This window comes from Bacteroides hominis (assembly GCF_033042785.2).
GTDB lineage: Bacteria > Bacteroidota > Bacteroidia > Bacteroidales > Bacteroidaceae > Bacteroides > Bacteroides hominis.
The window spans coordinates 4,825,923-4,852,173 of the sequence record NZ_CP178829.1; the positions used below are offsets into that span (position 1 = coordinate 4,825,923).

Below are 26,251 nucleotides of genomic sequence, written 5' to 3' on the forward strand. Positions count from 1 at the left end.
GGATATTACAAGTTACCGGTTTTCTTTCCGTTTTATCAACCGGCTATAACGGTCGTACACCTCCTCGGTGACATCTTCCCACGAACGGGCAATGGTTCGCGACGCCTCCTCTCCCACTTGTCTGATCACGGCAGGGGCCTGCAATATTTCACGTATCCGACCGGCATAGGCATCCGTACTATTAAAACTCAGAAAACCATTTACCGAATCGGAAATAATTTCCGAAGCAGTCGAATCTTTGATAAGTATCGAAGGAGTGCCCAGAGCGGCAGCTTCACGCACTACCAACGGGGCATTATCATATAAAGAAGGAAAAAGAAAAAGATCGGTAGCCACATAATAGCGTTTCAAGACTTCACGCTCTACAATACTACCGACAAAAGTCACTTTGGAAGATAATCCCAACCCCGCCACTTTTTGTTTCAATTCATCATTTGCATAACCTGAACCTACAAAGTACATCCGGAAAGGAACATCCGGTAATAGTGCAAGTGCATCGAGCAAAAAGCCCAAATTCTTTTCCCAAATATGCTGACCGACAAAAAGAAACATAAACTCCCCGGAGCAGAGTCCCAGTTCGCGACGTGCCTCCCGCCGCATGGACTCCAATGAAGGGACACCCGCAAAATCATTTCCGTTATCCACCACTTCCACCCTACCTTTATACCCATACTCCCGCAAAGTTTCTTCTACGGCAGCCTGCGGAATCCACACTTCGTCGGCAGCTTCGTAAAAACGAATCACCTTTCGTATCAGATAGTCTACCAACAGACGGGAAGGAATGGCCCTCTCAAAATCCGCCCGGTACTTGGAGTGAAACGTAGCTACAACCGGAACATGTTGTTCTCTGGCAATCTGCATGGCCAGTGCTCCCGAAGAAAAAGGACAATGCGCATGTACCAGTTCAAATGAAAGCCGGCTGATACGCTCGTGAAAAGGCCAGTCGATGCGCGGAAAACCTAATCTGTAAGGCTTTCTCATAGGAATGGGAATGGATGAATACCGGTAAACCGGGTATTCTTCCGCATCTCTCGCATCAGGCGACTTAGGAGTCACTACACAAACATTCCCCGTCTTCTTATGCAGCCAGTAGGCATAGTTCTGTGTAGTAAGTGATACCCCATCCATGATCGGAGGGAAACAATCGTTAAAAAGACCTATCATTGCATTCCATTATCTGTTTGCAAAGAAACAGCTTACGTATTACAATTGTTTGACGGACTTGTGACGAGAATGTTCTTCTTCTAAATCATTCACTTTCGATCGTCGGCATATCCCCATTATCATCAGCAGACTTATCCACTAATTGATGCATCTTTTCCCAATAATCAACCGCATCTCTCCGTTTAACCTTGTCCATATGAGCCGAAGGGTCAAAAACAAAAGAAAGCTTAAAATCAGAACTGACAACCCGATTCTCTAATAGATAGAAAATGATATACTTGTTACGCTTACTATTCTCTTTGATCCTGATTCGGGGACACTTAATAGATTCATCGTAATAGTGCACAATGCGTTCGGTTATTCCCGATTCCAGACGGCATAAAGACAATGCATCACAGATGGTCTCCATCTGCCGAACGGTTTTCAAATTCTCAAAATCACTATTATGGTTCTCCCCGTAATATGAATCAGCATCAACCGCAACCGAGATCGTAGTATGGTTGTCAATTATAAATCCTTCTAACAGAAGAGCGATGTTTAGATTATCCCCGGACTCTCCCAGCATCCGAAGTGAATCGCGTGTTTGCTCCTTTTGTTTACTGAAGTCCAATACTTTACGAAGCCGTTCATCTATTGCCGGATGATCCGGACTGGCATATCCATACTTGAAACAAGGAACCTCGGGCTCTACCTGAAAATCGTTTATACGCCAGAGACGAAACCACGAATTGTTATTATAAAACATCTTTTGTGGCACACCCAGTTCGTCGAACATTTCTACCGTATCATATTCATCGACAGTTCCTGCTTGATACTTGCGAATCTTCGAAATAATACCGTTTTCGTGATGGTCTACTTCCACACGACGCAAAGAATCACTCTTGTAAAATAAATAAATGGTGGTATGATCCCGATCGTAACAAAAGGCATTTTTGCAGTCAGCCAGTAAACCTACCACAGTGGGTTTATACCGTTTGTGAAGCAGAATATCGGCACTCCCGTCAGGGATGTCCCCCAATCGCATATCCATAAGGACATTATTGCACGGTTGCTCGGCACTTCCTCCAACGTAATGCCCATATTTGTTGAAATAGCGCACACCGACAACCCGGGCAGGGAAAGGAGAAAGGCGCATCTTATAATCATAAAACAGTGTTTTATCCGCATTATATTGGGGTCCTGCCCAGTATAAATCATTGACTCCACCCATTTCTCGCATATTTGCAAGCATAACATAACCCAATAGCAACACAGCACACAAAGTTGCAGAAATCTTTGCAATGCCCAGTACAACAGAGAAATTGCATACAGTCGGGCGCCACAAACAGCCACACCCGAAAGCAATGGCAAAAAATAGAACTACTTTCAAAGTTCCGTGAACAATTTTAGGATCGGCAGCCATCTGGCACGAAGTCAGCAACATATAGGTCAACAGCCCATACACACACAACGACCCTATCGCCCAATATAAATGGTCCAAACCTTTCAGTCCAAATATAAAACTACAGGCTATAAACAGGAGAAACGGCAACGTCGGAATGCACCATAATATTGATACCAGGACAAGTGCCCCTAAATCAAAACCGGAAATCACATAACATAAGAGCATCAGAACCAATACCGCTCCCAAAATCCAAATCATTGTCAACAGATACGCATTCATTCTCTTCATTTTTCTTCTTTTTCTTTGAATGTATTCTACTCAATCATAGCCCATGACATAGAGAATACTTATTCCCAAGTTCGCCATAATCGTCGGACCGTATTCAATACTATCACGACATACGGTTCCACAAATATATAGATTAATAGACAATCATTCACCCGAATATATCAGTAACTTCATTCACAGGCTCTCTTTTGAATACCTCACAGATACTCTTTCATTATTCAGAACTTAATTTCCGATCCATCGGCATCTCACTTATTTAGGATAACGACAGGTAGCTTCTTGAAACGAATAAATTAAATCTAAGCCTCTTGTTTACAGCCTTCTTTCTCTATTCTTTACTATCTTTCGGTTTTATTCCTTATCTTTGTCACCAAAACAATTAATCAAGGTCATTCTATGAAGTTCAAATCAACCTTTATGCTTGCATGGTTAGGACTCGGTCTTTGCACATCCTGCACTCCCGAAACTCCGACAGCACCCCAAGACTACACTCAGTACGTAAATACCTTTATCGGAGCAGCCGACAACGGTCACACCTTCCCGGGTGCCTGCCTGCCCTTCGGACTGATACAGGCAAGCCCGGAAACCAATGCCATCGGATGGCAGTATTGCTCAGGATACAATTATCAGGATTCACTGATCTGGGGCTTCTCTCAAACTCACCTCAATGGCACAGGATGTATGGATCTGGGCGACCTCCTTGTAATGCCTGTCACCGGACAAAGAGTACGGGATGACTACAAAAGCGGTTTCTCTAAAAAGACAGAAAGCGCAACACCGGGATACTACACTGTAGAACTCGATAAATATAAAGTAAAAGCAGAACTGACCGCAACAGATCATGTAGCACTGCATCGTTACACTTATCAGAATGCCGATTCAGCCTCACTGTTACTCGACCTTCAACACGGATTGGTATGGAATCCCCAACAATATAAATCGCACGTAAAAGCTTGCGAAATCAATTGGGAAGATGCTCAAACACTGACAGGACACGTGCGCAGCAGCGTATGGGTGAATCAGGATTTATACTTTGTAATGAAGTTCAGCAAGCCGGTGACCGATTCCATCTCCCTGCCAATGGAAGAAACTGAAAAAGGAAAACGTCTGTTAATGAGTTTCGACATGAAGCCGGACGAACAACTGCTGATGAAAGTAGCCATTTCTACAGTCGGTGTAGACGGTGCCCGTAAGAATATGGATCAAGAGTTGGCAGACTGGGATTTCGACGGTACAAGACAGAAAGCCAAGGACATCTGGAACAGTTACTTGAGCCGTATCGAAGTGACAGGTACTCCGGACGAACTGGAGAATTTTTATACCAGCTTCTATCATGCACTGATACAGCCTAATAATATTGCCGATGTAGACGGAAGATACCGTAACGCCAAAGACTCGGTAGTAAAATCAGCATCGGGAGTCTATTACTCCACCTTCTCGATCTGGGATACCTACCGCGCTGCCCACCCCTTCTATACATTGGCCGTACCCGAACGAGTAGACGGTTTCATCAATTCGATGATCGAACAAAATCAGGCACAAGGCTACTTACCTATCTGGACCTTGTGGGGTAAAGAAACGAATACTATGATCGGCAACCACTCTGTTTCGGTTATTGCCGAAGCTTATAAGAAGGGCTTCCGTGGCTTTGATGCCGAGAAAGCATTCGATGCCATCAAACAGACACTGACTGTTTCGCATCCGAAATCGGACTGGGAAACTTATATGAAATATGGTTATTATCCGACAGACAAGGTAGATGCCGAATCGGTTTCACGTACACTTGAATCGGTTTACGATGACTACGCCGCAGCTACAATGGCAGAGTTAATGGGTAAAAAGGAAGATGCGGAATACTTCAGTAAACGTTCGGAATTCTATAAGAACCTGTTCGATAAGGAAACACAGTTTATGCGCCCGCGCTATGCCGACGGACGCTGGAAAACTCCTTTCAATCCCAGCTATCTGGCACATGCCGAAAGCCGCGGAGGCGATTATACTGAAGGAAATGCCTGGCAATACACCTGGCATGTTCAGCACGATGTACCGGGATTGATCGAATTATTCGGTGGTAAAGGGCCTTTCCTCAACAAACTGGATTCATTGTTCACTATCAAACTGGAAGGAAGCGGACTGGCAGACGTTACCGGACTGATCGGACAATATGCCCACGGCAACGAACCAAGCCACCATGTCACCTTCCTGTATGCTTTGGCCGGCAAGCCGGAACGCACTCAGGAGCTGATACGTGAAATCTTTGATACCCAATACAAAAACAAGCCCGATGGTCTCTGTGGAAACGACGACTGCGGACAGATGTCAGCCTGGTATATGTTCAATGCAATGGGATTCTATCCGGTCGATCCGGTGAGCGGGCATTATATATTCGGTGCTCCGCAGATGCCGAAAATAGTACTTCACCTGCCGGATGGAAAAACGTTCACAGTCATTGCCGAAAATCTGTCGAAAGAACATAAGTACATCGACAGCATCACACTAAATGGTGAACTTTATACTAAAAACTATATCTCCCACGAAGACATCGTGAAGGGTGGTACGCTGGTATATAAAATGAAATAACCAATTATAAACTCAAAGAAACAATGGACAAAAAGTTACTGATGATGGCGCTGTTGATGACAACAGGACTTGCCACACAAGCACAAGAGAGGCTGACGCAGTATCAGGTAAGAAATGCCATTACTGTACGCACTCCGATCATGAACGACAGTATCAACCCAAAAGGAGAAAAACACACCGCCAAAGCACTGCTGCAAACGCCGGTAATGCTTGACCTTGCCAATGCACCGACACAAATGCTGTCTGCCGACACGGCAGGCTTGGTCACTTTTGCGAAAACCGATAAAGACAATCTGCTTTATCTGCTGAAGACTCAGCTACGGGCCGAACGCTTCATGAAAGGCAAACTGAAAGTGACCTCTCCGGTCCGGTGGGAGCTTTTCATCAACGGCGAATCGAAAATGGTGAAAGATGCTGCGGAAGACAGTATCTCCAAAGCAGCAACCAAAGAAATTGCCCTACGCCTGGAACCGGAAATGGATTATGAAATTGCCATTAAACTACTTTCAACCCCGGACGATAAGACTGCGCCTTCACTGAAGTGCGAACTGGTGAAAGATGATAAATTCAAAGAAGTGGCATGTAGCACCGATCCCGATCAGAAACACCGTTTCGCGCTCGACAATACCGTATACGGCAACCGCGCCATTGCTGTTTCCGTATCACCGGACGGGAAATATCTGTTGACCCGCTATTGGGACAATCATTCGTTGAAACGTTCACGCACCTACTGTGAACTGACTGAACTGAAAACAGGAAAAGTACTCCTCACCAATCTGAGGGACGGCATGAGATGGATGCCGAAAAGTAATAAACTGTATTATACGGCAGTGGCATCCGAAGGAAATGACGTCATCACTCTCGATCCCATCACGCTGAAGGAAGAAGTTCTCCTGCAGGGCATTCCCGAGCAAGGTTTCAGCTGGTCGCCCAACGAAGACTTCCTGATATACTATCCTCGTGAAGAAGGCGTGAAAGATGATGGGCCGTTGAAACGCATTGTCAGCCCCGCCGACCGTATTCCAAATACACGCGGACGTAGTTTTCTGGCCAGATATGACATTGCCAACGGAACTTCCGAACGACTGACCTACGGCAATCACAGTACGTATATGCAGGATATCTCACCGGACGGCAAATATTTACTTTACAGCAGTTCGAAGGAAAATATCACGCAACGTCCTTTCTCTCTGAGTTCACTGTTCCAAGTGAACCTTGAAACATTGGCTGTCGATACTCTGTTCTTTGAAGACCGCTTCCTCGGAGGAGCCAGCTACTCACCGGACGGCAAACAATTACTGCTCACCGCCAGCCCGGAAGCTTTTGACGGTATCGGCAAGAATTGTGGTAATCATCCGATCGCCAATGATTTCGACTCTCAGGCATTCATCATGGATTTAGCTACCCGCAAGATCGATCCGATCACTAAAGAGTTCAATCCGTCTGTCAACTTCCTGCAATGGAACAAAGGTGACGGGTGCATCTATTTTAGCACCAATGACGAAGATTGCCGGAACATCTATCGCTACTCTCCCAAAGACCGTAAGTTTGAGAAGTTGAATCTGGAGACTGACGTTACCAGTGCATTTGCCCTGTCAGAAAACAATCCGTCGCTGGCAGCCTACATCGGACAAGGATGCTACAATGCAGGAGTTGCTTATGTATACGACCTGAAAAAGAAAACCTCTCGACTGATAGCCGACCCGATGAAGCCTACCCTCGAAAAAATTGAACTGGGTAAAATGGAACCATGGAATTTCACTGCTTCAGATGGCACTGAGATTAAAGGTATGATGTGTTTGCCGCCTTCATTCGATCCTAATAAAAAGTATCCGCTGATTGTGTATTACTATGGAGGAACGACCCCGACAGAACGAGGCATCAGCAATCCGTACTGCGCACAACTGTTTGCCTCACGTGACTACGTGGTATATGTTATCCAGCCGAGCGGAACAATCGGATTCGGACAGGAGTTTTCAGCACGCCATGTCAATGCCTGGGGAAAACGTACTGCCGACGACATCATTGAAGGTACCAAACAGTTCTGTAAAGAACACCCGTTCGTGAATGATAAGAAAATCGGTTGTCTCGGTGCATCTTACGGTGGATTCATGACGCAATATCTCCAGACTCAGACGGATATTTTCGCCGCCGCAGTTTCACATGCCGGTATCAGCAATGTGACCAGTTATTGGGGTGAAGGCTATTGGGGATACGGTTATAATGCCATAGCCGCCGCAGACAGTTATCCCTGGAACAATCCGGAACTGTTCACCAAACAAGGCTCGCTCTTCAACGCCGATAAGATCAACACTCCACTCTTACTGCTGCACGGCACCGTAGATACCAATGTACCTATCGGTGAAAGCATCCAGCTATTCAATGCCCTGAAAATATTGGGTAAAACAGTAGAGTTCATCACTGTAGATGGAGAAAACCACTTCATTGCCGACTATCCGAAACGCGTGCAATGGCATAACAGTATTATGGCATGGTTTGCCCGCTGGTTGCAGGATAGTCCTCAGTGGTGGGAAGATATGTATCCGGAACGTCATTTATAAAACATATTCCACTGAAAAAGACAGGGAGAGCACTGATTTATTATGAAGTTAATCTGAAAACAGTTAAAACTCTGTGATCTTTATGGCGGTAGAATCCGATGAAAACAGCAATCATCAATCCAATCAGTATTGGCGTTGAAAAGACTTATAAAAAAGAACGGGGCCTTTGGTTTTAAACCAAGGTCCCGTTCCTTTTATCTCCCTACCTTTTTTACGCCAACAGTCCCCGGTTTTAAAAAGGTAAGGGCATTTTCCTTATTTTGTTAAAACGCCAATCAGTTCTTCAGCAGTAACCATTTGCTGTTCACCGCTTTCCATATTTTTCAGCATAGCTTTTCCCTCATTCATTTCATTCTCACCTACGATAGCAACGAAAGGAATGTTCTTAACATTTGCATAACTCATCTGTTTCTTCATTTTCGCAGCGTCGGGAAATATCTCGGCACGAATACCGGCTGCGCGGGCCTTAGCCAGAATACCCATAGAAAAAGCAGCTTCTTTCTCACCGAAGTTAATAAACAGAAGCTGAGTTCCATTAACAGCCTCCTTCGGATACAGTTCCAACTGGTTGAGCACATCGAAAATACGGTCGGCACCAAACGAAATACCTACGCCTGATACTCCTGCCATACCGAATACACCAGTCAGGTTATCGTAACGACCTCCACCGGTGATACTGCCAATCTGCACATCAAGCGCCTTCACCTCAAAAATAGCACCTGTATAGTAATTCAATCCACGTGCCAATGTCAAGTCAAGCTCTATTTCGTTTTTCAGCCCCATCGTTTGAAGGGTATTCAAAATAAACTCACTCTCTTCCACTCCCTTCAAACCTGTTTCGCTACCGGAAAGTACAGTCTTCAGTGTAGCCAACTTCTCAGCATTGGTTCCACTCAGAAGAATGATAGGTTGCAGTTTGGCAATAGCCTCATCACTAATCCCTTTCTCAGCCAATTCTTTATTCACATTTTCCAAACCGATTTTATCCAGTTTGTCGATAGCTACAGTTATATCCACAATCTTATCCGCCTCTCCGATGATCTCGGCAATACCGGTCAGTATCTTGCGATTATTGATTTTTATGCAGACACGGATACCGAAACGGGTAAACACCGTATCTACTATCTGCATCAACTCTACCTCGTTCAGCAGTGAATCACTACCGACCACATCGGCATCGCATTGGTAAAATTCACGATAACGTCCTTTCTGCGGACGGTCTGCACGCCAGACAGGTTGAATCTGATAACGCTTGAAGGGAAAAGTTATTTCATCACGGTGCATTACCACGTAACGGGCAAAGGGTACGGTAAGGTCATAACGCAACCCTTTTTCACAAAATTTACTGGCCAGTTTAGCGGCGTTACGGCTTAATAGCTCTTCGTCTGTAATACCCGAAAAGTAATCACCTGAATTCTGTATTTTAAAAAGTAATTTGTCACCCTCTTCACCGTATTTTCCCATCAGGGTAGAAAGCATCTCCATCGAAGGAGTCTCAATCTGCTGGAAACCATACAGATGATATACGTCACGAATTGTATTGAATATGTAGTTACGTTTCGCCATCTCTACGGGCGAAAAATCACGGGTTCCTTTAGGTATACCTGGTTTTGCTGCCATTGTTTTAACTGTTTTATTGAATTGAGTTGCAAAGTTAGATGAAATAATTGATTATTAAAACAGAAACCACAGACTTTCTGTGAATCTGTAAGCAAATGTATCCGGTGTCCGGTTCCGTTAAGACTGTTCATTTTCGGACAATACTTTTTAATGCCATTCTGCTCAATAAGAGATATTTATTAATTTGGTATACCATTTGCCTTCTGAAAGACAAAGAAATCACATTATCTAACAGGAATCATATGAAAACAGTTTTTTTGATCATTACAATGTTATGCCTTGGACTACCGGGAATGGCACAAAACAACGAAAAAAAAGAATTTGAGAGAAAGTACAGTGCACTCACTCAGGAAGTAGCAAACGCCCGCAAACAGAAAGATTACAAAAAGGCCGAGAAATTAAATTGGGAGAAACTGAAGTTGTATCAAGGATTGCCTCAACAACTTCAGGAAAAAGCAAAAAATATAACAGGACTGGTTTATTACGACCTTGCTTGCTATCAGGCACTTCAGGGAAAGAAAAAGGCAGCCCTGAAAAACTTTGAGAAGGCTTTCAACTCCGGATGGAATGATTACAACCATGCTAAAGGTGACAGTGACATCGACAATTTACGTAAAGAGAAGAAGTATCTGGAAGTAATGGCTAAAATGCGTCTGGACAGTGACTATCTGTATATTCTGCAACAAGCCGAAGGATACAACAGAACTGAAACAAAACCGATATGTTATAATGAATCAGTAACTGACACTCTACCCCGCTTCACCTACATGAATCCTAACGACAGTAATCTGGTACAGTTACGGAAACATTTCAACCTGGATAGTATCGCCGGAAGCGGAGACGAAATCTCCAAAATCAAAAACCTTCTCTACTGGGTTCACAACATAGTTCCACATGATGGCAATTCACGTAATCCGGAAGAGCGGAACACAATAGCCATGGTAGAACTTTGCAAAAAGGAGAACCGGGGCGTAAACTGCCGGATGATGGCACAAATGCTGAACGAGTGCTATCTGGCTATGGGATTCAAATCCCGTTTCATCACCTGTATGCCCAAAGTGATGATCAATGATTGCCACGTCATCAATGCGGTCTACTCCAACACCCTCAACAAATGGTTATGGATGGACCCGACATTCAACGCTTATGTAACAGATGAAAAAGGAAACCTTCTGGGCATTGGTGAAGTGCGCGAACGCCTCCGCAACAATCAACCCGTTGTACTAAACGAAGACGCAAACTGGAATAATAAAAATAAGCAGACCAAAGAGTATTATTTGGATTACTATATGGCCAAGAACCTGTATTACGTAACTTGCCCTCTGCAAAGCGAATATAACGCAGAAACAAACTATCCGGGCAAAAAGTGGTCGATGTATATCTCGTTAGTTCCGGAAGGATACAGTACCAATGGAAAGCCCGGTGCCACCGTCTACGACTCACATAATGACTCTTACTTCTGGCAATCACCTTATCAAGAATAAACCTAAAAGACCAAACGATATTATCCCCAAGCGTCATAGACAACATCAACTCTAAAACGCCATTTATAGAATCTATGATGTTTGGGGCAATCTTTAAATGACTTACTTTACATGATATGTAAAAATAACCGGATTATCTCCCTCCTTTATCCGATCCAGTAAGCAGCGCATTTTTTCATTAATACCTTCTTCAGCAGACAATCTCTTCTGCTCGCATAGTACTTCAGATGAATAAATAAAAAAAATCCGACTTTGTTTCCCATCTACCGGCATATAATTGGGTAAAGGTAACTGATAATCCGTATTGATAATTACCTGATAATTGTTCACTGTACCGGTAGCTTTTGAAAGCAGACACACGCCCGGTTGATTGGTTCTAAACAACAAACAGGAAGGAGTATCACATAAATCAGTCATAGTATATATATATTTCCCTTGATAACAGAACTGATTCAAATCGTTACATTGGAACTGACGCTGCTTATCACTTTCCGGAAAAGCCTTGCTTTTCCAATCTACCATATAAAGTGGTTCAATCGATTCTCCCGTTATTCGATATATATAATTATCAAACTTACGGGTAAATAACACTGAAGCAGTATTCGTAATTTGGTAATTACCAAAAGAACAAAACGGTGCTGTTTCGTATAAAGGTTCTAATAAAGAAGTTTGTTTACCCGTTTCCTTATTAATCACTATCAGAGAATAATCTGATACCACTCCATTAGCATAAGTATCATTCCGCAAATAAATAAATTCTTTATCCACGGCAAAAGATTGATACATATCGTCTAATGGATAAGAAGACAGGTATGTACCCTCCAAATCATAGTAAAGAATTTGCGAAGGATAGGTTAAAAGCAACAATTTATTTTCTGCTTCATCAATAGCGATATCGAACAGGTCAACATACTCTCCCTTCCCATTCCCCACAGCATGTATCGTAAATAAATGTTTCCCGGAAAGAGTATAACAAAGCACCTGCTTCATCCGCTTATCCAGAATAAAATATCGTCCGTTAGATTCATATACTCTATCAATGTTATTTATTAAAGCTTCTTCATTTGTTTCGGGCATAAAAAGAGATAAGCTATCTAAGAAAACCGTATCAGCTATCATAGGAGAACCGTCTTTAAAAGGAACTAACTGCACCCGAGAATCTGTTGCAACTTGCCTACAGGCCCCCAACAATAAAGAAATACAAAATATAAAAAGGGCTATTCTAATTTTCATACTTTTCAATTTACCGGAACCCAACTTTCGGTTATACCTGATGTACAGTTTATCACTCCAAGTCCAAAACAAGATGTTTCTGTTACCACGCGATATGCAAAAACGTTTTGTCCTCTCAGGGTTATAAGATAAGGACCATATTGATTGATATTAATACTTTTTTTCTTAAACATTATTCTTATTTCTTCAAAGATATATAAAAAAAGCACCATCAGCACTTAAAACATAAAAAATACTTTCCCATACACAAAAAGCTCGATAGATTCCTCTACCGAGCCTTTCTTTTTATTCCGTATGGGAAGGAGAGATTAATCCCGGCGTCCCATAAATATCATAATGTAATAAATCAGCGTAGCCAACGAGCCCAACGCAGCAACAACATAAGTGTATGCAGCCGAACGGAGAGCGTCTTCCGCTTTGGCATGATTATACGAGTTAGTAATTCCCGATGCACTGAGCCATACCAATGCACGTTTGCTCGCGTCAATCTCTACCGGAAGTGTGATAAAGCTGAATAAGGTGGTCAAAGCAAACAGGATAATACCGGCAAGCAATAACTGCGGGAACGAATTCAGTAACAAAATGCCGGCAAGCAATAACCACGTCATCCACTGTGAAGCGAAAGAAACCACCGGCACCAGCTTACTGCGGAGCGTCAACGGCGCATAAGCCCGTGCATGCTGAACAGCGTGTCCGCATTCGTGAGCAGCCACGGCAGCAGCCATGATGCTATTACTTTCATAAACTCCTTCACTCAGGTTCACTGTCTTATTGGCAGGATTATAATGATCGGTCAACTGTCCGGGAGTGTGAGTCACCTGAACATCGTAAATACCATTGTCATGCAACATTTTAATAGCTACGTCGCGTCCTGTCATGCCGTTTCCTGTGGGTATCTTGGAGTATTTCTTGAACTTGTTTTGCAGGTTCATCTGCACCAGCCAGCTAACGAGAGCGATGCCAATAAAAATAATCCATTGAATTCCTATTACCATATTCTTTCTTAATTAAATTGTTATGATAGCTAATATACAAATAGCTTGCCAAAAATAAACAAAAGCGACGGAGAGGAGATTTCCCACACATCGCTTTTATGAAGAATTAGCTAAAAATTAGTCAATTGTAAGTTCCACCACGTAATCTACATCCGTCGGAACTTTAGCGAGTTCCAGTACAATTCCTTCTTTATTCTTTGTGAAGCGTACCGGCGTTTTGTCAGCAAAGACCACTGCCTTTTTCACTTTCTTATCAACGATAGGCAAGAATAAAGCCTTGTCCTGCAAATTAAGAATATGCACATAGAGTTTATTGCCTTTCTGAGTCGTTACTCCCCAATCGTGAGGAGCTACCAGACCACCTCTCGTTCCATAAATGGTTTCACCATACTTTGACATCCAGTCTCCCACCTCTTTCAAACGCTGAACAGCCACTTCCGGAAGTTCTCCATCGGGCTGCGGGCCTATATTCATCAACAGATTGGCGTCCTTACCGGCAGCCTTCACCAGATAATGAATCAAAGTTTTAGCTGATTTATAGTTCTGGTCTGTAATCTTATATCCCCACATGCCATTCATCGTCTCACATGTTTCAAGAGGCAGATGGCTGACACTCTGTCCGGAAAGTCCTGCGGTATTCTCTCCCGGAAGGTCACGTTCGAATATCTGAATATCCTCCCCTGCAAAAGGTACCTGATGATGATTATTACCAACCAGACAAGACGGCTGCAAACGATGGATCAATGCGTATTGTTCCGGAAGTTCCCAGTCGAAATCGGGATTGATATCCTGATCCCACCAACCATCGAACCAAATGGCTCCGATCGGACCATAATTGGTCAACAACTCTGTCAACTGATTATTCATAAACTGATAATAGCTCTTCCAGTCCCCTTTCGGATCGGGACGTCCGGTTCCGCGTCCGGTTCTTCCCTGAGGAGCGTCTTCACGATACCAGTCTATATGTGAATAGTAGAAATGCAGTTTGATGCCATGTTTGGCACATGCATCAGCCAGTTCCTTTACCACATCACGTTTAAAAGGAGTGGCTTTTACAATATTATAATCGGAATACTTGGTATCGAACATCGAGAAACCTTCATGGTGACGGGTAGTGAAACAGATATACTTGGCACCGGAGGCTTTGATAGCCGCCACCCATTTATCTGCATCAAATTTAGAGGGATAGAATCCTCCGGCCAGTTTGGCATACTCTTTATAATTCAGATTATGGTTCGTCATCGTCCACTCGCCGGTAGCAAGCATGGCATAGAGTCCCCAGTGAAGGAAGATTCCGAACTTATTGTCCTGAAATTCACTCCGGGCTTTCAGGTTAGCCTCTGTCGGTTGGTAATTTTGTTGCGCTGTCAGGGAAGCAGTCATTCCCAATAACAAGAGAAAAGTAATAAAATGCTTCTTCATAAGTATTATAATAAAGGCCTCACCTCGCCCCTCTCTACTTTAGAGAGGGAAGAAGAAAGGCCTCGTTTTGAATTAATTCTTCTATAAAAGTCTACTTCTTCCTCCTTTTTAAAAAGAAGGATACAGATGAGGCTTCTTATTCTTCAGTATATCTTTCAATAGTCTGCTCGCGGTCGGGACCTACAGAAACAATTTTGATTTGTACGCCCAACTGTTCTTCAAGGAAGGAGAGATAAGCATTGAACTCTTCAGGAAATTCATCTTCGCTCTGCATCTTTGTCATGTCTGTCTGCCATCCCGGAAGTTCCACGTAGATTGGTTCCACTTCGTCGGTAATGTCATAAGGGAAGTAATCGATCTCTTCACCATTCATCTTATAGGCCACGCAAGCTTTGATCGTCTCGAAAGTATCGAGTACATCACTCTTCATCATAATCAGTTTGGTGACACCATTGATCATGATTGAATATTTCAGTGCAACAAGATCCACCCATCCGCAACGACGTTTACGTCCCGTCACCGAGCCAAATTCGTGACCAAGCGTACAGATCTGATCGCCAGTTTTATCGAACAACTCTGTGGGGAACGGACCCGAACCTACACGTGTACAATAAGCTTTAAAAATACCATATACATCGCCGATCTTATTCGGAGCAACGCCCAAACCGGTGCATGCACCTGCACATACGGTATTCGAAGAAGTCACGAACGGATACGAACCAAAGTCAATATCCAGCATAGTTCCCTGAGCACCTTCACAAAGCACGGATTTTCCGGCATCGAGCAAACCGTTTATTTCATGTTCGCTGTCTACCAACTGGAACTGTTTCAGGTATTCGATACCTTCAAACCAGGCTTTTTCAAGTTCAGTCAGGTCGTATTCATAATTCAGACCTTTCAGGATTTGTTCGTGGCGAACCTTTGCTGCAGCATATTTTTGTTCGAAGTTATGCAGGATATCCCCCACACGGACACCGTTACGGCTTACTTTATCCGTATAAGTCGGACCGATACCTTTTCCGGTAGTTCCTACCTTAGCATCACCTTTGGCAGCTTCATAGGCAGCATCCAGTATACGGTGCGTAGGCAAAATGAGGTGCGCTTTCTTCGAAATGTGCAGTCTCTCCTTCAAGTTGTGTCCCGATGCTTCCAGCGCTTCTGCTTCCGCTTTGAACAAAGCCGGATCGAGCACTACACCGTTACCGATGATATTTACTTTATCTCCCTGGAAAATACCCGAAGGGATAGAGCGAAGCACGTACTTCTGTCCTTCGAACTCAAGTGTATGACCGGCATTCGGTCCACCCTGGAAACGTGCAACTACATCATATCTCGGAGTTAAGACGTCGACTACTTTTCCTTTACCTTCGTCGCCCCATTGCAATCCTAATAGAACATCTACTTTCATTTTTCTTTTTTATTGTTATTATTTACTCTTTTTCTCTTGTTGGCCCTGTCACATTTGCTACATATACCGTATATATATAAGGAATAATGCGAAAGTTGAAACTTACTTAGTTTGGTATTTTCAATCGCGTTCTGTAAAGCTTCATTCTGAAACTCTGTGACCCTACCGCACTGCGTACATATCTGGTGATGGTGTGTTTCGCGATTATATGATTTTTCGTATTGGGAGGAAGTGCCGAACTGGTGTTTTATCACCAGACGTGCATTGATAAGTAAGATGATGGTATTATACAGTGTAGCCCTACTCACCCGGAAATTTTCCTGGTTCATCATCTGCGAATAAAGCATATCGATATCGAAATGCCCGTCAATGGAGTATATGGTATCCAGTATCGCATAACGTTCAGGAGTCTTGCGATGTCCATTCGCATTTAGATATTCGGTGAATATCTGCCGTACCGTATCTTTCACATTTTGAGTTTCCATATCGGCGCTATTTTAGCGCCAACAAAGTTAATTGTTTTTTGCGGAAAGCAAAAATATATCTGTAAATTTGCACCCAATCACTAAAAAAATGTTTTATGACAAGAGTCCCCTTCACGCAAAATTATCGCTGGCACTTGCCTCTATTACTTCTTGTGTTCTGCTGTTCTTTCTTTATAAACAATGGCGCAATCTTTGCAGACATCATGGAATCAAGAAACATTGTCACTGCACGCGAAATGGTATACGACCATAACTGGCTGGTGCCTACCATGAACGGAGAGCTGCGACTGGAGAAGCCTCCACTTCCCACATGGATTGCTGCCGTGGTAGAAGTGATTTCGCCGGATAATCTTCCCTTGCAACGAGCCATGGCCGGACTTGCGGCCGTCATGTTAGTACTCTTTTTCTATAAGTTTGCTACGAAACTGACCGGTAACCGAACCTATGCCCTGGTATCTTCCCTGATCTTGTGCACCTCTTATAATATCATTCTGATGGGACGTACAGCTACCTGGGACATTTATTGCCACGCATTCATGATGGGAGCTATTTATTATCTTTATCTTGCTTTGCGGCAAACTGCCTGCAAGTGGCCTCTTTTCATTGCCGCAGGCGTTTTTATGGGATTATCTTTCCTTGGCAAAGGGCCCGTATCTTTCTATGCCCTGCTTCTCCCGTTCATTTGTGCCTACCTCTTATTCTATCGCAGGGAAACAAGAATGAAAGGAAAATGGGCCGCACTCTTCACCATGATCTTTATTTGCATCGTGCTCAGCACGTGGTGGTATGCCTACACATACATCTGCCACCAGGAGATGGCATCCTATGTATTCCACAAAGAGTCTTCTTCCTGGAGTAACCACAACGTACGTTCCTGGTATTATTACTGGCAGTTTTTCCTGGAAACAGGAGTATGGTCGCTGCTGACACTGACAGCACTGATAGTGCCCTTCTGGAAAAAGCGGGTCGAAGCATCCAAAGAGTACATGTTCTGCCTGAGCTGGATGTTACTGATCCTTTTCTTCCTGTCGTTGCTCCCGGAAAAGAAGACACGCTATCTGCTTCCTATCTTATTACCGGCCGCACTGACTATGGGATACCTATTTGTATATTGGATTCAACAGGCTAAACAGAAAATGCCGCACCTGAAAGACAGAGTGATTTACCGGATAAATGCTTATTTGATTGTAGTGGCTACATTGGCCCTTCCCGTTGCTCTCTACCTCTTCATGTACCGGGAAGGACGGATAGGTACAGGGATGTTCATATGGTTGGCTGTATTATTCCTGGCAGTAGCAGTTTGGCTATTCAGCTCTGCGCTCAAGCTCCGGCCTTTCTCTTTCCTGATGGGAGTCGTAGCGCTATTTGCTGTTGCCGAGTTGTTTGTAATGCCTTATATCGGAAGTTTTGTGAGTAACTCAGATCCCAAAAGCATCAGCGCTACCCAAGAAAACCCGGAGCTAAAAGCTCTGCCATTCTATCACAGCAAAGACGAAGTGCTACGCATCGAGTTGGTATACGAAGCACATAAGAAGATCGGAGACATGGATTTAACCAATAAAGAAGAGATTACAAAAGCCCTGCCGTTTGTTCTGATCTCACAGAAACCGGCGGAACAACTGATTCCGGATTCCATCCGAAAGAATTTAAGTCTTCGCTTTATCGATTGTTATGACAACAATCGCTGGGCAAAAGGGCACAAAAGATATGATAGCGTATTTATCAGCAATGTGACAATAGTCGACGAACGATAAAGACGGACGATGAAAAGGTGTCGAGACTTCACCGCAGAGGGCACAGAGTGACACTGAGTGAGTTTTAAGTCATTGATTATCGATGTTGATAATCCGTGAAAACCTGCGTAATCTGTGGTGAAGTTTCGACACAACCTTATCGTTAATCGCTAATTTCCTCTCTCACCATCGTATACAGCATCTGTTCCGCTTCTTTATCAGAGTTGGCCATGCCTTCTACCAGGCGACATACCTGGAAAGCATGTTCTTCACTATGCTGCATATACTTACGGATAGCAAGCATTGCCGCATTACGGACATGATAACTTCCCGATTGTACGGCACAAATCGCCTGATCGAGCAATTCACCCGCAGGGCGTTCGGCCATATCTCCCTTTTTCATCAACAGACGGGCTATGGTAAGGAAGCCACAAACTTGTGTATATTCCGCCTCATCCGCAATCCACTGGAAAGTTTTCGCCGGGGCATAAGGCAGGTTTTGAAACAGATTCATACACGTAAGTTCTGCTATCTCAATATTGCGGATATCCTCTACCCAGATATCAGCTATCTCGGGAAAGAAGGTATCTATCGGCTGCAATAAACCTGCCAGAATCTTACACTCGCGGATATTCTCTTTCCACAAGGCTTGTGCCAAGTCATGGTTCTTCTCATAAGCAGCGGCGATGCTCTTGATACGGGGCAACTCAACACCAAAGTTCAGTTTATAGTCCAGCCCCTTCTCACGCATGCTTTGTGACACAACTCCGTTCATAGAGAGACGGAGCTGTGTTTTAATATCTTTCAATTGTTCTTTTACATCCATGGGTTAATCGTTTACAGAAGGCAGTGGCGAATAGTCCCTGCTATAACGCAGCATCTGCTCGGCATAGCCTTCATCATAGGTTACTTTTACATCAATTATATTTCCTTTCTCGTCGGTTACCGCATCGTATCTTGGATTCACGAATCCTTTATAAGGCGCCAGGTTCAGTTTCTTATAGCGGGCCAATACTTCGGAGTGAAGTTCGGGGTCTACTTTTACGGCATAGGTTTCTACCAGCGAACGGGCTGCTGCAAAGTCTCCGGTCGACTTGATGCGCTGTATCTCGGCCAGCAATTCGCCAAAGAGATGGCGAAGTTTCTGATAGTCGTTCACCACGACGTAAGTCTTACCGTCTTTCTGCACCATCTCCACCACCTTATCAGCCTTACCCTTCTCAAACACCCAACGGGCAATGAGCTGGCGGTTGCGCATGTGAGCCTCTTCAACACTGTTGCCCGGCTCGATACGCACCAACTGGGTCATCAGGCCATTCATCAGATAGGTATAGTATTCGGCCTTGTAAGCCTCTTCAGCCGGCACCAAGCCCAATTCCAGCAATTTAGGATCGGCTACGTAGTAAAGTCCGAACAGATCGGCACGTGCCTCCTCTATTGTAGATCCATAGGCTTTCAAGGCATCCGGATCAACTCCCGGAAGTAATTTTCCGGAACCGTGACCCAGGCATTCGTGCAAGTCGGTATGCAATTCTCCTGTCAGATCACCATATTTATCGATCAGTTGCTTTTCTGTATCACTGTACACAAACTCTTCGTTGAATCCGTTTCCATGAGCCGCTTTGTTATAAGCGTCGGTGATATTCCCGATAGTGACCGACTTGGAGCCATGATGGCTGCGAATCCAGTTAGAGTTAGGCAAGTTGATTCCGATAGCCGTCGCCGGATATAAGTCTCCGCCAAGAATGGCAGCAGTAATCACTTTGGCAGTCACCCCTTTCACCTTTTCTTTCTTAAATTGCTTGTCCACTGGGGAATGATCTTCGAACCATTGGGCATTGCCGCTTATCAGTTCAGTACGGCGCGTAGCCTCCAGGTCTTTAAAGTTCACGATGGACTCCCAGCTGGCCTTCATCCCGAGCGGATCACCGTATGTTTCAGTAAATCCGTTTGTAAAGTCAATGCGTGAATTCAGATCTTTCACCCAAAGGATGGCATATTCGTCAAACGTCTTCAGGTCACCGGTCTCGTAGTATTCAATCAGCTTGCCGATGGCAGCCTTCTGAGCTTCGTCTTCTGCCACCCCTTCAGCTTTCTTCAGCCAATACACAATCTTTTCGATGGCCTGTGTATAAAGCCCTCCTACTTTCCATACCTTCTCGACGATCTTTCCGTTCTCTTTAACCAGACGGCTGTTCAGTCCGTAAGAGACAGGGGTTTCATCTTTGGGGTCCTTCATCGCATTATAGAAATCCTCAGCTTCCTGCTGGGTGACCCCGTCATAGTAATTGCTGGCCGAAGTCAGCACCAAGTCTTCGCCGTCCGCCTGATTCACTCGCTTAGGCATCACCTTCGGATCAAAAATAACGGGTGACAGCTCCTCAAACAGTTGTTCTACCGTCTGTCCTTGAGCCAACGGCAGCCCGGAAGCATCTACACTGAGCAATGCTTGTTTCAGAAACTCCGGCGTAAAGCCCGGAACAAATTTCTCCGAACCATAATGGTGGTGAATACCGTTTGAGAACCATACGCGTTTCAGATAGGTGGTCAGATTCACGAAGTCCGGGCTGTTTCTGTCACCGGCATAATCCGTATAGATCGTCTCAAGCGCCCGACGGATGGTAAGATTGTACTTTCCGTTCTGATCAAACAGAATATCTCTTCCTTCCAACGCAGCCTGAGTCAGATAATAAACCAACTCTTTCTGTTTGAGAGTTAAATTCTCAAATCCGGGTACGCGATAGCGTAATATCTGTAAATCTGCAAATTGTTCCACTGTATATTTAAAATTATCTGCCGCAGCAGGGTTTGTTTTTTCGGCTCTGCCGCAAGCAGTCAGTAAGATTGCGGCCGCAGCCATTGAAATAAAATGTTTCTTCATACCTTTAGACGTTGAGGTTATAAAACATAAAAAGGAAATACCTCAAAGCCGTACCCTGAGATAATTCCTTTTTATTCCGTTTCAAGAAATGCAATTATTTCTTTTTTTCTGCGTGTTTTTTACGATATCCGTTGGGTGTTTCACCTACGTTTTTATAAAATGCAGCGTAAAAAGACTGACGGTTAGCGAAACCAACCATCGCACTGATTTCCTCTACATTCTTGTCGGCATATCTTTTATCCGTCAACAAGTGCAAAGCATCTTTTACTCTGTACTCGTTCAGCAGGCAAGAATAGTTCATACCAAAGCGAGAATTAACTACAGCCGAAAGATAACGGGTATTGGTTTTCAGTTCCTTCGCCAAATCTTTAGCCGAATAGTCAGGGTCTCTGTACTTCTTCTGTACAACAATGATGTTCAGAATCTTGTCATACAACTCATCTGCCAACTCTGGTCTGATTAAAGACCGGTAAGCAGCTTTCTTTTCTTTCTTCTCCCTTAAATTGTAAGGGCGTTTTTTAGGAGTTTCTTCCTGGGTTTTGTTTTCTAAATCACTCATTGAATTAACTGGTTAGGGTTTGTTTTTAAATATCACTATTAATTTGTAACTTTAGATGTCACAAATTTCATACATTATTTTGATATACACAACTTTTTCGTATATATTTTTGATATAAAAACAATCAAAATCGTCGAAAAGTGGGTAAAAAGGGGCGTTAATAAGAATATTTAACTTTTAATAACCCGGAAATAAAGCGTACCTTTGCCCGAAAGATGAATGAAAAATATCAAATGATACAAACCCTCAAAACTTATTTCGGTTATGACAGCTTCCGTCCCCTGCAGGAAGAGATCATCCGAAACCTGATGAGTAAGAGAGACGCGCTGGTTCTGATGCCCACGGGGGGAGGCAAATCAATCTGTTACCAGCTTCCGGCCTTGCTGATGGAAGGCACTGCAATTGTTATTTCACCTCTTATTTCACTGATGAAGGATCAGGTAGAATCTCTCTGTGCCAACGGAATACCGGCAGGTGCACTGAACAGCAGCAACGACGAATCCGAAAATGCCAACTTACGCAGGGCCTGTATCTCAGGCAAGCTCAAGCTGCTCTACATATCACCGGAGAAACTGCTCTCCGAAGCCGACTATCTGCTGAGGGATATGACCATCTCACTGTTTGCGGTAGACGAAGCCCACTGTATTTCGCAATGGGGACACGATTTCCGCCCGGAATATGCCCGGATGGGATTCTTACGTACTCAATTCCCCAACATCCCCATGATTGCCCTGACTGCCACGGCAGATAAAATCACAAGGGAAGACATTGTCCGCCAACTACAACTGAAGCAGCCGGAGATATTTATTTCATCATTCGACCGCCCTAACCTGAGCCTGTCTGTAAAAAGAGGCTACCAACCCAAGGAGAAGAGCAAAGCCATCGTAGACTTCATTGCCCGCCACCGGGGTGAAAGCGGAATCATTTACTGCATGAGCCGCAGTAAAACTGAAACAGTGGCACAGATGTTGCAAAAGCATGGCATCCGTTGTGGCGTTTACCATGCCGGACTGTCTGCCCGCCAACGGGACGAAGCACAAGACGACTTCATCAACGACCGGATCGAAGTGGTATGTGCCACCATCGCTTTTGGGATGGGCATTGACAAGTCGAATGTCAGGTGGGTGATACATTATAACCTGCCGAAAAGCATCGAAAGTTTTTACCAGGAAATCGGCCGTGCGGGGCGTGACGGTATGCCCAGCGATACGATTTTATTCTATTCATTGGGCGACCTGATTTTGCTGACAAAGTTTGCAACAGAAAGCAACCAGCAGAATATCAATCTGGAAAAATTAAACCGGATGCAACAATATGCCGAAGCCGACATCTGCCGGCGACGTATCTTATTGAGCTATTTCGGCGAAACGGCTACTGAAGATTGCGGCAACTGCGATGTATGCCGTAATCCGCCCGAGCGCTTCGACGGAACTGTCATCGTTCAAAAAGCCTTAAGCGCCATAGCCCGTACCAACCAACAGACAGGCATAACTCTCCTGATAGATATCCTGAGAGGGAACCCGACTGCTGAAATCACCGAAAAAGCTTATACGGAGCTGAAAACGTTTGGAGCCGGAAGAGAAATCCCGGCGCGCGACTGGCAGGACTATTTGCTGCAAATGCTGCAAATGGGATACTTTGAGATAGCCTACAACGAAAACAATCACCTGAAAATAACAAAGAGCGGAAGTGACGTCCTTTTTGGCCGTGAGAGGGCAATGCTGGTTGTCATCCGGAGAGAAGAGCCTGCTACCACCAAAAAGAGAAGAAAGACCGTAAACGTCCATGCACAGGCATGGGACGGAGAAAGCAGAAGCAAGGAAGAAGACCTCTTCGAGGCCTTGCGCGCGTTGCGCAAGCAACTGGCCGACCAGGAAGCACTCCCGGCATACATCGTGTTATCGGACAAAGTGCTGCACCTGCTCTGCCTGTCGCGTCCCACAACCGTCGAAGCATTCGGCAACATCAATGGGATTGGCGAATACAAAAAGAAAAAATACGGAAAAGAATTTGTCGCGCTGATCCGCCAGTTTGTATGACCGGAAGAGAAACCGCAACCGGATTTTGTCAAGAGCAGTTTTACGTTTTATTAACCGGGCAGACCACCGGCCGATAACAATAGGAGATATTTTCATAACACATATTGTAATGCACCGGAACAAAGCTTCATCCGGGTCGGAAGACGGTGTCTGTCCGAGTCGGAGCAACCGTCTGTTTGGGTCGAAAAGCCGGGCTTTCATCATCCGAAAGCCGGGCTTCCCCCCATATACCCCGGCTTCCCGTGCCGATGAACAGAAAAGGCATAAAAAAAGGGAAAAGCTTTCAACTTCTCCCTTCTACCGTATTTTAATCTGAATATAGTTTATGATTACGCTTACAAAGATACGATAATCAACAGCAAAAGTCAAGCTTCCGGACTATTATTTTCCGAAATTATTTGCATTGTTGCATCTGTTCGTGAACATCGGCAGGGGGCACTCCCAGCGAAATAGCTTTCTCGAAATCTGCCTTCGCCTGCGACTTCTTTTTCTGGTCCAGATAGATATCCCCCCTCAGCAAATAGGCATCGACGGAGTTAGGCGCCAGGCGGATGGCTTCGTCCAAATCCACCAGTGCCAGATCTTCATGTTTCATATCCCGCTCTACATCGGCACGGGCCACATACAAAACGGCATCTTCGGGAAATTCCACCAACAATTGGTTCAGGAGATCGAGCGATTCACGAAATTTGCCCTCTTTCTGTTCCAAAGTTGCCAAGCCGAGGCGTCCGTTATAATTCTTCGGATCAATTTCCAGCAAACGCTGGTAGTCCAGACGAGCCCCTTTATAATCCCGCCGCAACATATAAATATACGCCCGCATCAGCAAGGCTTCCGTATTCTTCTTGTCCACATCCATCACCTGGCAATAATCCACATAAGCCTTGTCCTGCATACCCTGCTCCAGATAGATGGCGGCACGGTTCAGCAAAATGGGCACGGCGAGCGGCGCAATGTTGAGTGCATAAGTATACGACTCGACAGCATCATTATAACGTCCCAGCTTGCGCTGCACCAAGCCGAGATTAGAAAACAACAGAGCATTATGGGGGTTCTTCGGTTCCAGTCTCAATGCCTGCTTCAAAAGATCTTCGGCTTGCGCCAGACTGTCTTTTCCAACACACTCGACGGCCTTCTCAGAAAGTTCCTGATAGGTCTGGGCGGAAAGGGATATGGAAAAGATGGAGAAAAGAAGGAGAAAAAGATACTTCCTCCCTATCCCCTCTCCCAAAGGAAAGGGAACAATGATAGTTTTTCGATTCATAAATAATCTATTAAAAACGAACCGGTAATGGGGAGTATACGCTGAACATACAGTTTCTTTCTCCACAGATCGGTCAGAAGCCGATCTCCGGTTCATATATATTAAAATGTCAGACAAGCACGAGTGTGCTTTTTAATCCAGAGGATAAGCGTCAAACGCAAATAACTCGGTAGAGAGATAACGCTCGCCGGTGTCGGGCAATAAAGCCACGATCCTCTTTCCTTTAAACTCCGGACGTTCGGCCAGCTTGCGGGCTGCATAAACAACGGCTCCGGAAGAGATCCCCGCCAACAGTCCTTCCGTAGAAGCCAATTCACGCCCACCACGGATCGCCTCATCGTCAGGCACAGGCATGATTTCGTCTACAACCGAAGCATCGTAAATACCGGGAACAAAATTCGCCCCAATCCCTTGTATACGGTGGGGAGCGGCCTTCCCGCCTTCAAGTACGGGAGACGACGCCGGTTCCACAGCTACTATATATACATCCGGATTATGCTTTTTCAGTGCACGGGCCACCCCGCAAACGGTTCCGCCCGTTCCTACTCCCGCTACAAACACAGCCACCTGGCCGTCAGTGTCCTGCCAGATCTCTTCGCCGGTGAAGCGTGTGTGCACCTCCGCATTCGAAGGATTCTCAAACTGTTGCAGAATGACCGAACCGGGGATCGAGTCTTTCAGTTCCTCAGCTTTGGCTATGGAACCGGCCATTCCTGCCAACCCGTCAGTTAATACAATTTGTGCTCCCAATGCTTTCAACAGATTGCGACGTTCCAGACTCATCGTTTCGGGCATGGTCAATATCAACTGATACCCTTTAATGGTAGCCACCATGGCAAGTCCCACACCGGTATTTCCGCTGGTCGGCTCGATGATCGTGGCACCGGGCTTCAGAACTCCTCTCTTCTCGGCATCCTCGATCATCGAAAGTGCCACCCGGTCCTTTACGCTTCCGGCAGGGTTAAATGACTCCAGTTTAGCGATAATATTCTCTTGCAGGCCGTATTTACGACTATAACCGGACAACTCCATCAACGGAGTATGGCCTATCAGTTCGGTAAGTTTCTTTGCGATTTTTGCCATATAGCTCTCTGTTTTACCACAGTTAATGCGCAAAGATAAAGAAAAGAATCGTACCTTTGTGACCGTTC

The 26,251-nt window shown here is 44.7% G+C and carries 18 protein-coding genes; 5 read left to right on the forward strand and 13 right to left on the reverse strand.

Annotated elements, in window-relative coordinates:
* Positions 1 to 12: 12 nt before the first annotated feature.
* Both R3O62_RS20310 and R3O62_RS20315 read right to left on the reverse strand, forming a co-directional pair.
* Positions 13 to 1,164, reverse strand: a complete 1,152-nt coding sequence (locus R3O62_RS20310; protein WP_005807832.1) for a glycosyltransferase — start codon at positions 1,162 to 1,164, stop codon at positions 13 to 15.
* An 85-nt stretch (positions 1,165 to 1,249) separates the two neighbouring features.
* Positions 1,250 to 2,836 carry a hypothetical protein gene (locus R3O62_RS20315; protein ID WP_234165081.1) on the reverse strand — a complete coding sequence of 529 codons (1,587 nt, stop codon included), beginning with the start codon at positions 2,834 to 2,836 and terminating at the stop codon, positions 1,250 to 1,252.
* A gap of 396 nt (positions 2,837 to 3,232) precedes the next feature.
* Between R3O62_RS20315 and R3O62_RS20320 the strand changes: the two genes are divergently transcribed.
* Positions 3,233 to 5,416 carry a GH92 family glycosyl hydrolase gene (locus tag R3O62_RS20320; protein ID WP_317472999.1) on the forward strand — a complete coding sequence of 728 codons (2,184 nt, stop codon included), beginning with the start codon at positions 3,233 to 3,235 and terminating at the stop codon, positions 5,414 to 5,416.
* A gap of 23 nt (positions 5,417 to 5,439) precedes the next feature.
* Positions 5,440 to 7,977, forward strand: coding sequence for a S9 family peptidase (locus R3O62_RS20325; protein WP_032540226.1), 2,538 nt, complete (start codon positions 5,440 to 5,442; stop codon positions 7,975 to 7,977).
* A gap of 255 nt (positions 7,978 to 8,232) precedes the next feature.
* Here the strand turns inward: R3O62_RS20325 and hisS are convergent, their stop codons facing one another.
* Positions 8,233 to 9,597 carry a histidine--tRNA ligase gene (hisS, locus tag R3O62_RS20330; protein WP_005780834.1) on the reverse strand — a complete coding sequence of 455 codons (1,365 nt, stop codon included), beginning with the start codon at positions 9,595 to 9,597 and terminating at the stop codon, positions 8,233 to 8,235.
* A gap of 95 nt (positions 9,598 to 9,692) precedes the next feature.
* Here hisS and R3O62_RS20335 point away from each other — a divergent pair, with 95 nt between their 5' ends.
* Positions 9,693 to 11,081, forward strand: coding sequence for a TPR end-of-group domain-containing protein (locus R3O62_RS20335; RefSeq protein WP_217738035.1), 1,389 nt, complete (start codon positions 9,693 to 9,695; stop codon positions 11,079 to 11,081).
* A 102-nt stretch (positions 11,082 to 11,183) separates the two neighbouring features.
* Here the strand turns inward: R3O62_RS20335 and R3O62_RS20340 are convergent, their stop codons facing one another.
* From R3O62_RS20340 to R3O62_RS20360, 5 genes are all read right to left on the reverse strand, one after another.
* Positions 11,184 to 12,314, reverse strand: a complete 1,131-nt coding sequence (locus R3O62_RS20340; protein WP_269110475.1) for a 6-bladed beta-propeller — start codon at positions 12,312 to 12,314, stop codon at positions 11,184 to 11,186.
* A gap of 308 nt (positions 12,315 to 12,622) precedes the next feature.
* Positions 12,623 to 13,309, reverse strand: a complete 687-nt coding sequence (locus R3O62_RS20345) for a zinc metallopeptidase (RefSeq protein WP_005780840.1) — start codon at positions 13,307 to 13,309, stop codon at positions 12,623 to 12,625.
* A gap of 117 nt (positions 13,310 to 13,426) precedes the next feature.
* Positions 13,427 to 14,731 carry an alpha-L-fucosidase gene (locus R3O62_RS20350; protein WP_269110476.1) on the reverse strand — a complete coding sequence of 435 codons (1,305 nt, stop codon included), beginning with the start codon at positions 14,729 to 14,731 and terminating at the stop codon, positions 13,427 to 13,429.
* Between the two features lie 136 nt (positions 14,732 to 14,867).
* A complete protein-coding gene (locus R3O62_RS20355) occupies positions 14,868 to 16,139 on the reverse strand; it encodes an adenylosuccinate synthase (RefSeq protein ID WP_032530707.1) in 1,272 nt (423 codons plus the stop codon).
* The gene (locus R3O62_RS20360; RefSeq protein WP_005780845.1) at positions 16,136 to 16,624 is read right to left on the reverse strand and encodes a Fur family transcriptional regulator; all 489 of its coding nucleotides are present in this window, start codon (positions 16,622 to 16,624) and stop codon (positions 16,136 to 16,138) included. The genes R3O62_RS20355 and R3O62_RS20360 overlap by 4 nt, the downstream gene beginning before the upstream one ends.
* A gap of 95 nt (positions 16,625 to 16,719) precedes the next feature.
* On the opposite strand from R3O62_RS20360, the gene R3O62_RS20365 reads away from it, so the two are divergent.
* On the forward strand, positions 16,720 to 18,378 hold the full coding sequence (locus R3O62_RS20365) for an ArnT family glycosyltransferase (RefSeq protein WP_005780847.1): 1,659 nt from the start codon (positions 16,720 to 16,722) through the stop codon (positions 18,376 to 18,378).
* A gap of 142 nt (positions 18,379 to 18,520) precedes the next feature.
* Here the strand turns inward: R3O62_RS20365 and R3O62_RS20370 are convergent, their stop codons facing one another.
* The 3 genes from R3O62_RS20370 to R3O62_RS20380 all read right to left on the reverse strand — a co-directional run bounded on the left by R3O62_RS20370 (position 18,521) and on the right by R3O62_RS20380 (position 21,797).
* Positions 18,521 to 19,183, reverse strand: coding sequence for a DNA alkylation repair protein (locus R3O62_RS20370; RefSeq protein WP_005780849.1), 663 nt, complete (start codon positions 19,181 to 19,183; stop codon positions 18,521 to 18,523).
* A 3-nt stretch (positions 19,184 to 19,186) separates the two neighbouring features.
* On the reverse strand, positions 19,187 to 21,238 hold the full coding sequence (locus R3O62_RS20375) for a dipeptidyl-peptidase 3 family protein (RefSeq protein WP_005780852.1): 2,052 nt from the start codon (positions 21,236 to 21,238) through the stop codon (positions 19,187 to 19,189).
* Between the two features lie 94 nt (positions 21,239 to 21,332).
* Positions 21,333 to 21,797 (reverse strand): helix-turn-helix domain-containing protein, encoded by a 465-nt coding sequence (locus R3O62_RS20380; protein ID WP_005780854.1) that lies wholly within the window; start codon positions 21,795 to 21,797, stop codon positions 21,333 to 21,335.
* 233 nt (positions 21,798 to 22,030) lie between these two features.
* On the opposite strand from R3O62_RS20380, the gene recQ reads away from it, so the two are divergent.
* The gene (recQ, locus tag R3O62_RS20385) at positions 22,031 to 23,836 is read left to right on the forward strand and encodes a DNA helicase RecQ (protein WP_234165065.1); all 1,806 of its coding nucleotides are present in this window, start codon (positions 22,031 to 22,033) and stop codon (positions 23,834 to 23,836) included.
* Positions 23,837 to 24,230: 394 nt separating this feature from the next.
* Here the strand turns inward: recQ and R3O62_RS20390 are convergent, their stop codons facing one another.
* Positions 24,231 to 25,100 (reverse strand): tetratricopeptide repeat protein, encoded by an 870-nt coding sequence (locus R3O62_RS20390; protein WP_050550260.1) that lies wholly within the window; start codon positions 25,098 to 25,100, stop codon positions 24,231 to 24,233.
* A gap of 132 nt (positions 25,101 to 25,232) precedes the next feature.
* Positions 25,233 to 26,183 carry a cysteine synthase A gene (gene cysK, locus R3O62_RS20395; RefSeq protein ID WP_005807854.1) on the reverse strand — a complete coding sequence of 317 codons (951 nt, stop codon included), beginning with the start codon at positions 26,181 to 26,183 and terminating at the stop codon, positions 25,233 to 25,235.
* Between the last annotated feature and the right edge of the window lie 68 nt (positions 26,184 to 26,251).

Bases quoted from the DNA above. Each gene is read 5' to 3' on its own strand.
- R3O62_RS20365 (WP_005780847.1), top strand. From the start codon at position 16,720: ATGACAAGAGTCCCCTTCACGCAAAATTATCGCTGGCACTTGCCTCTA.
- R3O62_RS20355 (WP_032530707.1), bottom strand. From the start codon at position 16,139: ATGAAAGTAGATGTTCTATTAGGATTGCAATGGGGCGACGAAGGTAAA.
- hisS (WP_005780834.1), bottom strand. From the start codon at position 9,597: ATGGCAGCAAAACCAGGTATACCTAAAGGAACCCGTGATTTTTCGCCC.
- R3O62_RS20370 (WP_005780849.1), bottom strand. From the start codon at position 19,183: ATGGATGTAAAAGAACAATTGAAAGATATTAAAACACAGCTCCGTCTC.
- R3O62_RS20345 (WP_005780840.1), bottom strand. From the start codon at position 13,309: ATGGTAATAGGAATTCAATGGATTATTTTTATTGGCATCGCTCTCGTT.
- R3O62_RS20390 (WP_050550260.1), bottom strand. From the start codon at position 25,100: ATGAATCGAAAAACTATCATTGTTCCCTTTCCTTTGGGAGAGGGGATA.
- R3O62_RS20340 (WP_269110475.1), bottom strand. From the start codon at position 12,314: ATGAAAATTAGAATAGCCCTTTTTATATTTTGTATTTCTTTATTGTTG.
- R3O62_RS20360 (WP_005780845.1), bottom strand. From the start codon at position 16,624: ATGGAAACTCAAAATGTGAAAGATACGGTACGGCAGATATTCACCGAA.
- recQ (WP_234165065.1), top strand. From the start codon at position 22,031: ATGATACAAACCCTCAAAACTTATTTCGGTTATGACAGCTTCCGTCCC.
- R3O62_RS20315 (WP_234165081.1), bottom strand. From the start codon at position 2,836: ATGAAGAGAATGAATGCGTATCTGTTGACAATGATTTGGATTTTGGGA.
- R3O62_RS20350 (WP_269110476.1), bottom strand. From the start codon at position 14,731: ATGAAGAAGCATTTTATTACTTTTCTCTTGTTATTGGGAATGACTGCT.
- R3O62_RS20375 (WP_005780852.1), bottom strand. From the start codon at position 21,238: ATGAAGAAACATTTTATTTCAATGGCTGCGGCCGCAATCTTACTGACT.
- cysK (WP_005807854.1), bottom strand. From the start codon at position 26,183: ATGGCAAAAATCGCAAAGAAACTTACCGAACTGATAGGCCATACTCCG.
- R3O62_RS20320 (WP_317472999.1), top strand. From the start codon at position 3,233: ATGAAGTTCAAATCAACCTTTATGCTTGCATGGTTAGGACTCGGTCTT.
- R3O62_RS20310 (WP_005807832.1), bottom strand. From the start codon at position 1,164: ATGATAGGTCTTTTTAACGATTGTTTCCCTCCGATCATGGATGGGGTA.
- R3O62_RS20380 (WP_005780854.1), bottom strand. From the start codon at position 21,797: ATGAGTGATTTAGAAAACAAAACCCAGGAAGAAACTCCTAAAAAACGC.
- R3O62_RS20325 (WP_032540226.1), top strand. From the start codon at position 5,440: ATGGACAAAAAGTTACTGATGATGGCGCTGTTGATGACAACAGGACTT.
- R3O62_RS20335 (WP_217738035.1), top strand. From the start codon at position 9,693: ATGTATCCGGTGTCCGGTTCCGTTAAGACTGTTCATTTTCGGACAATA.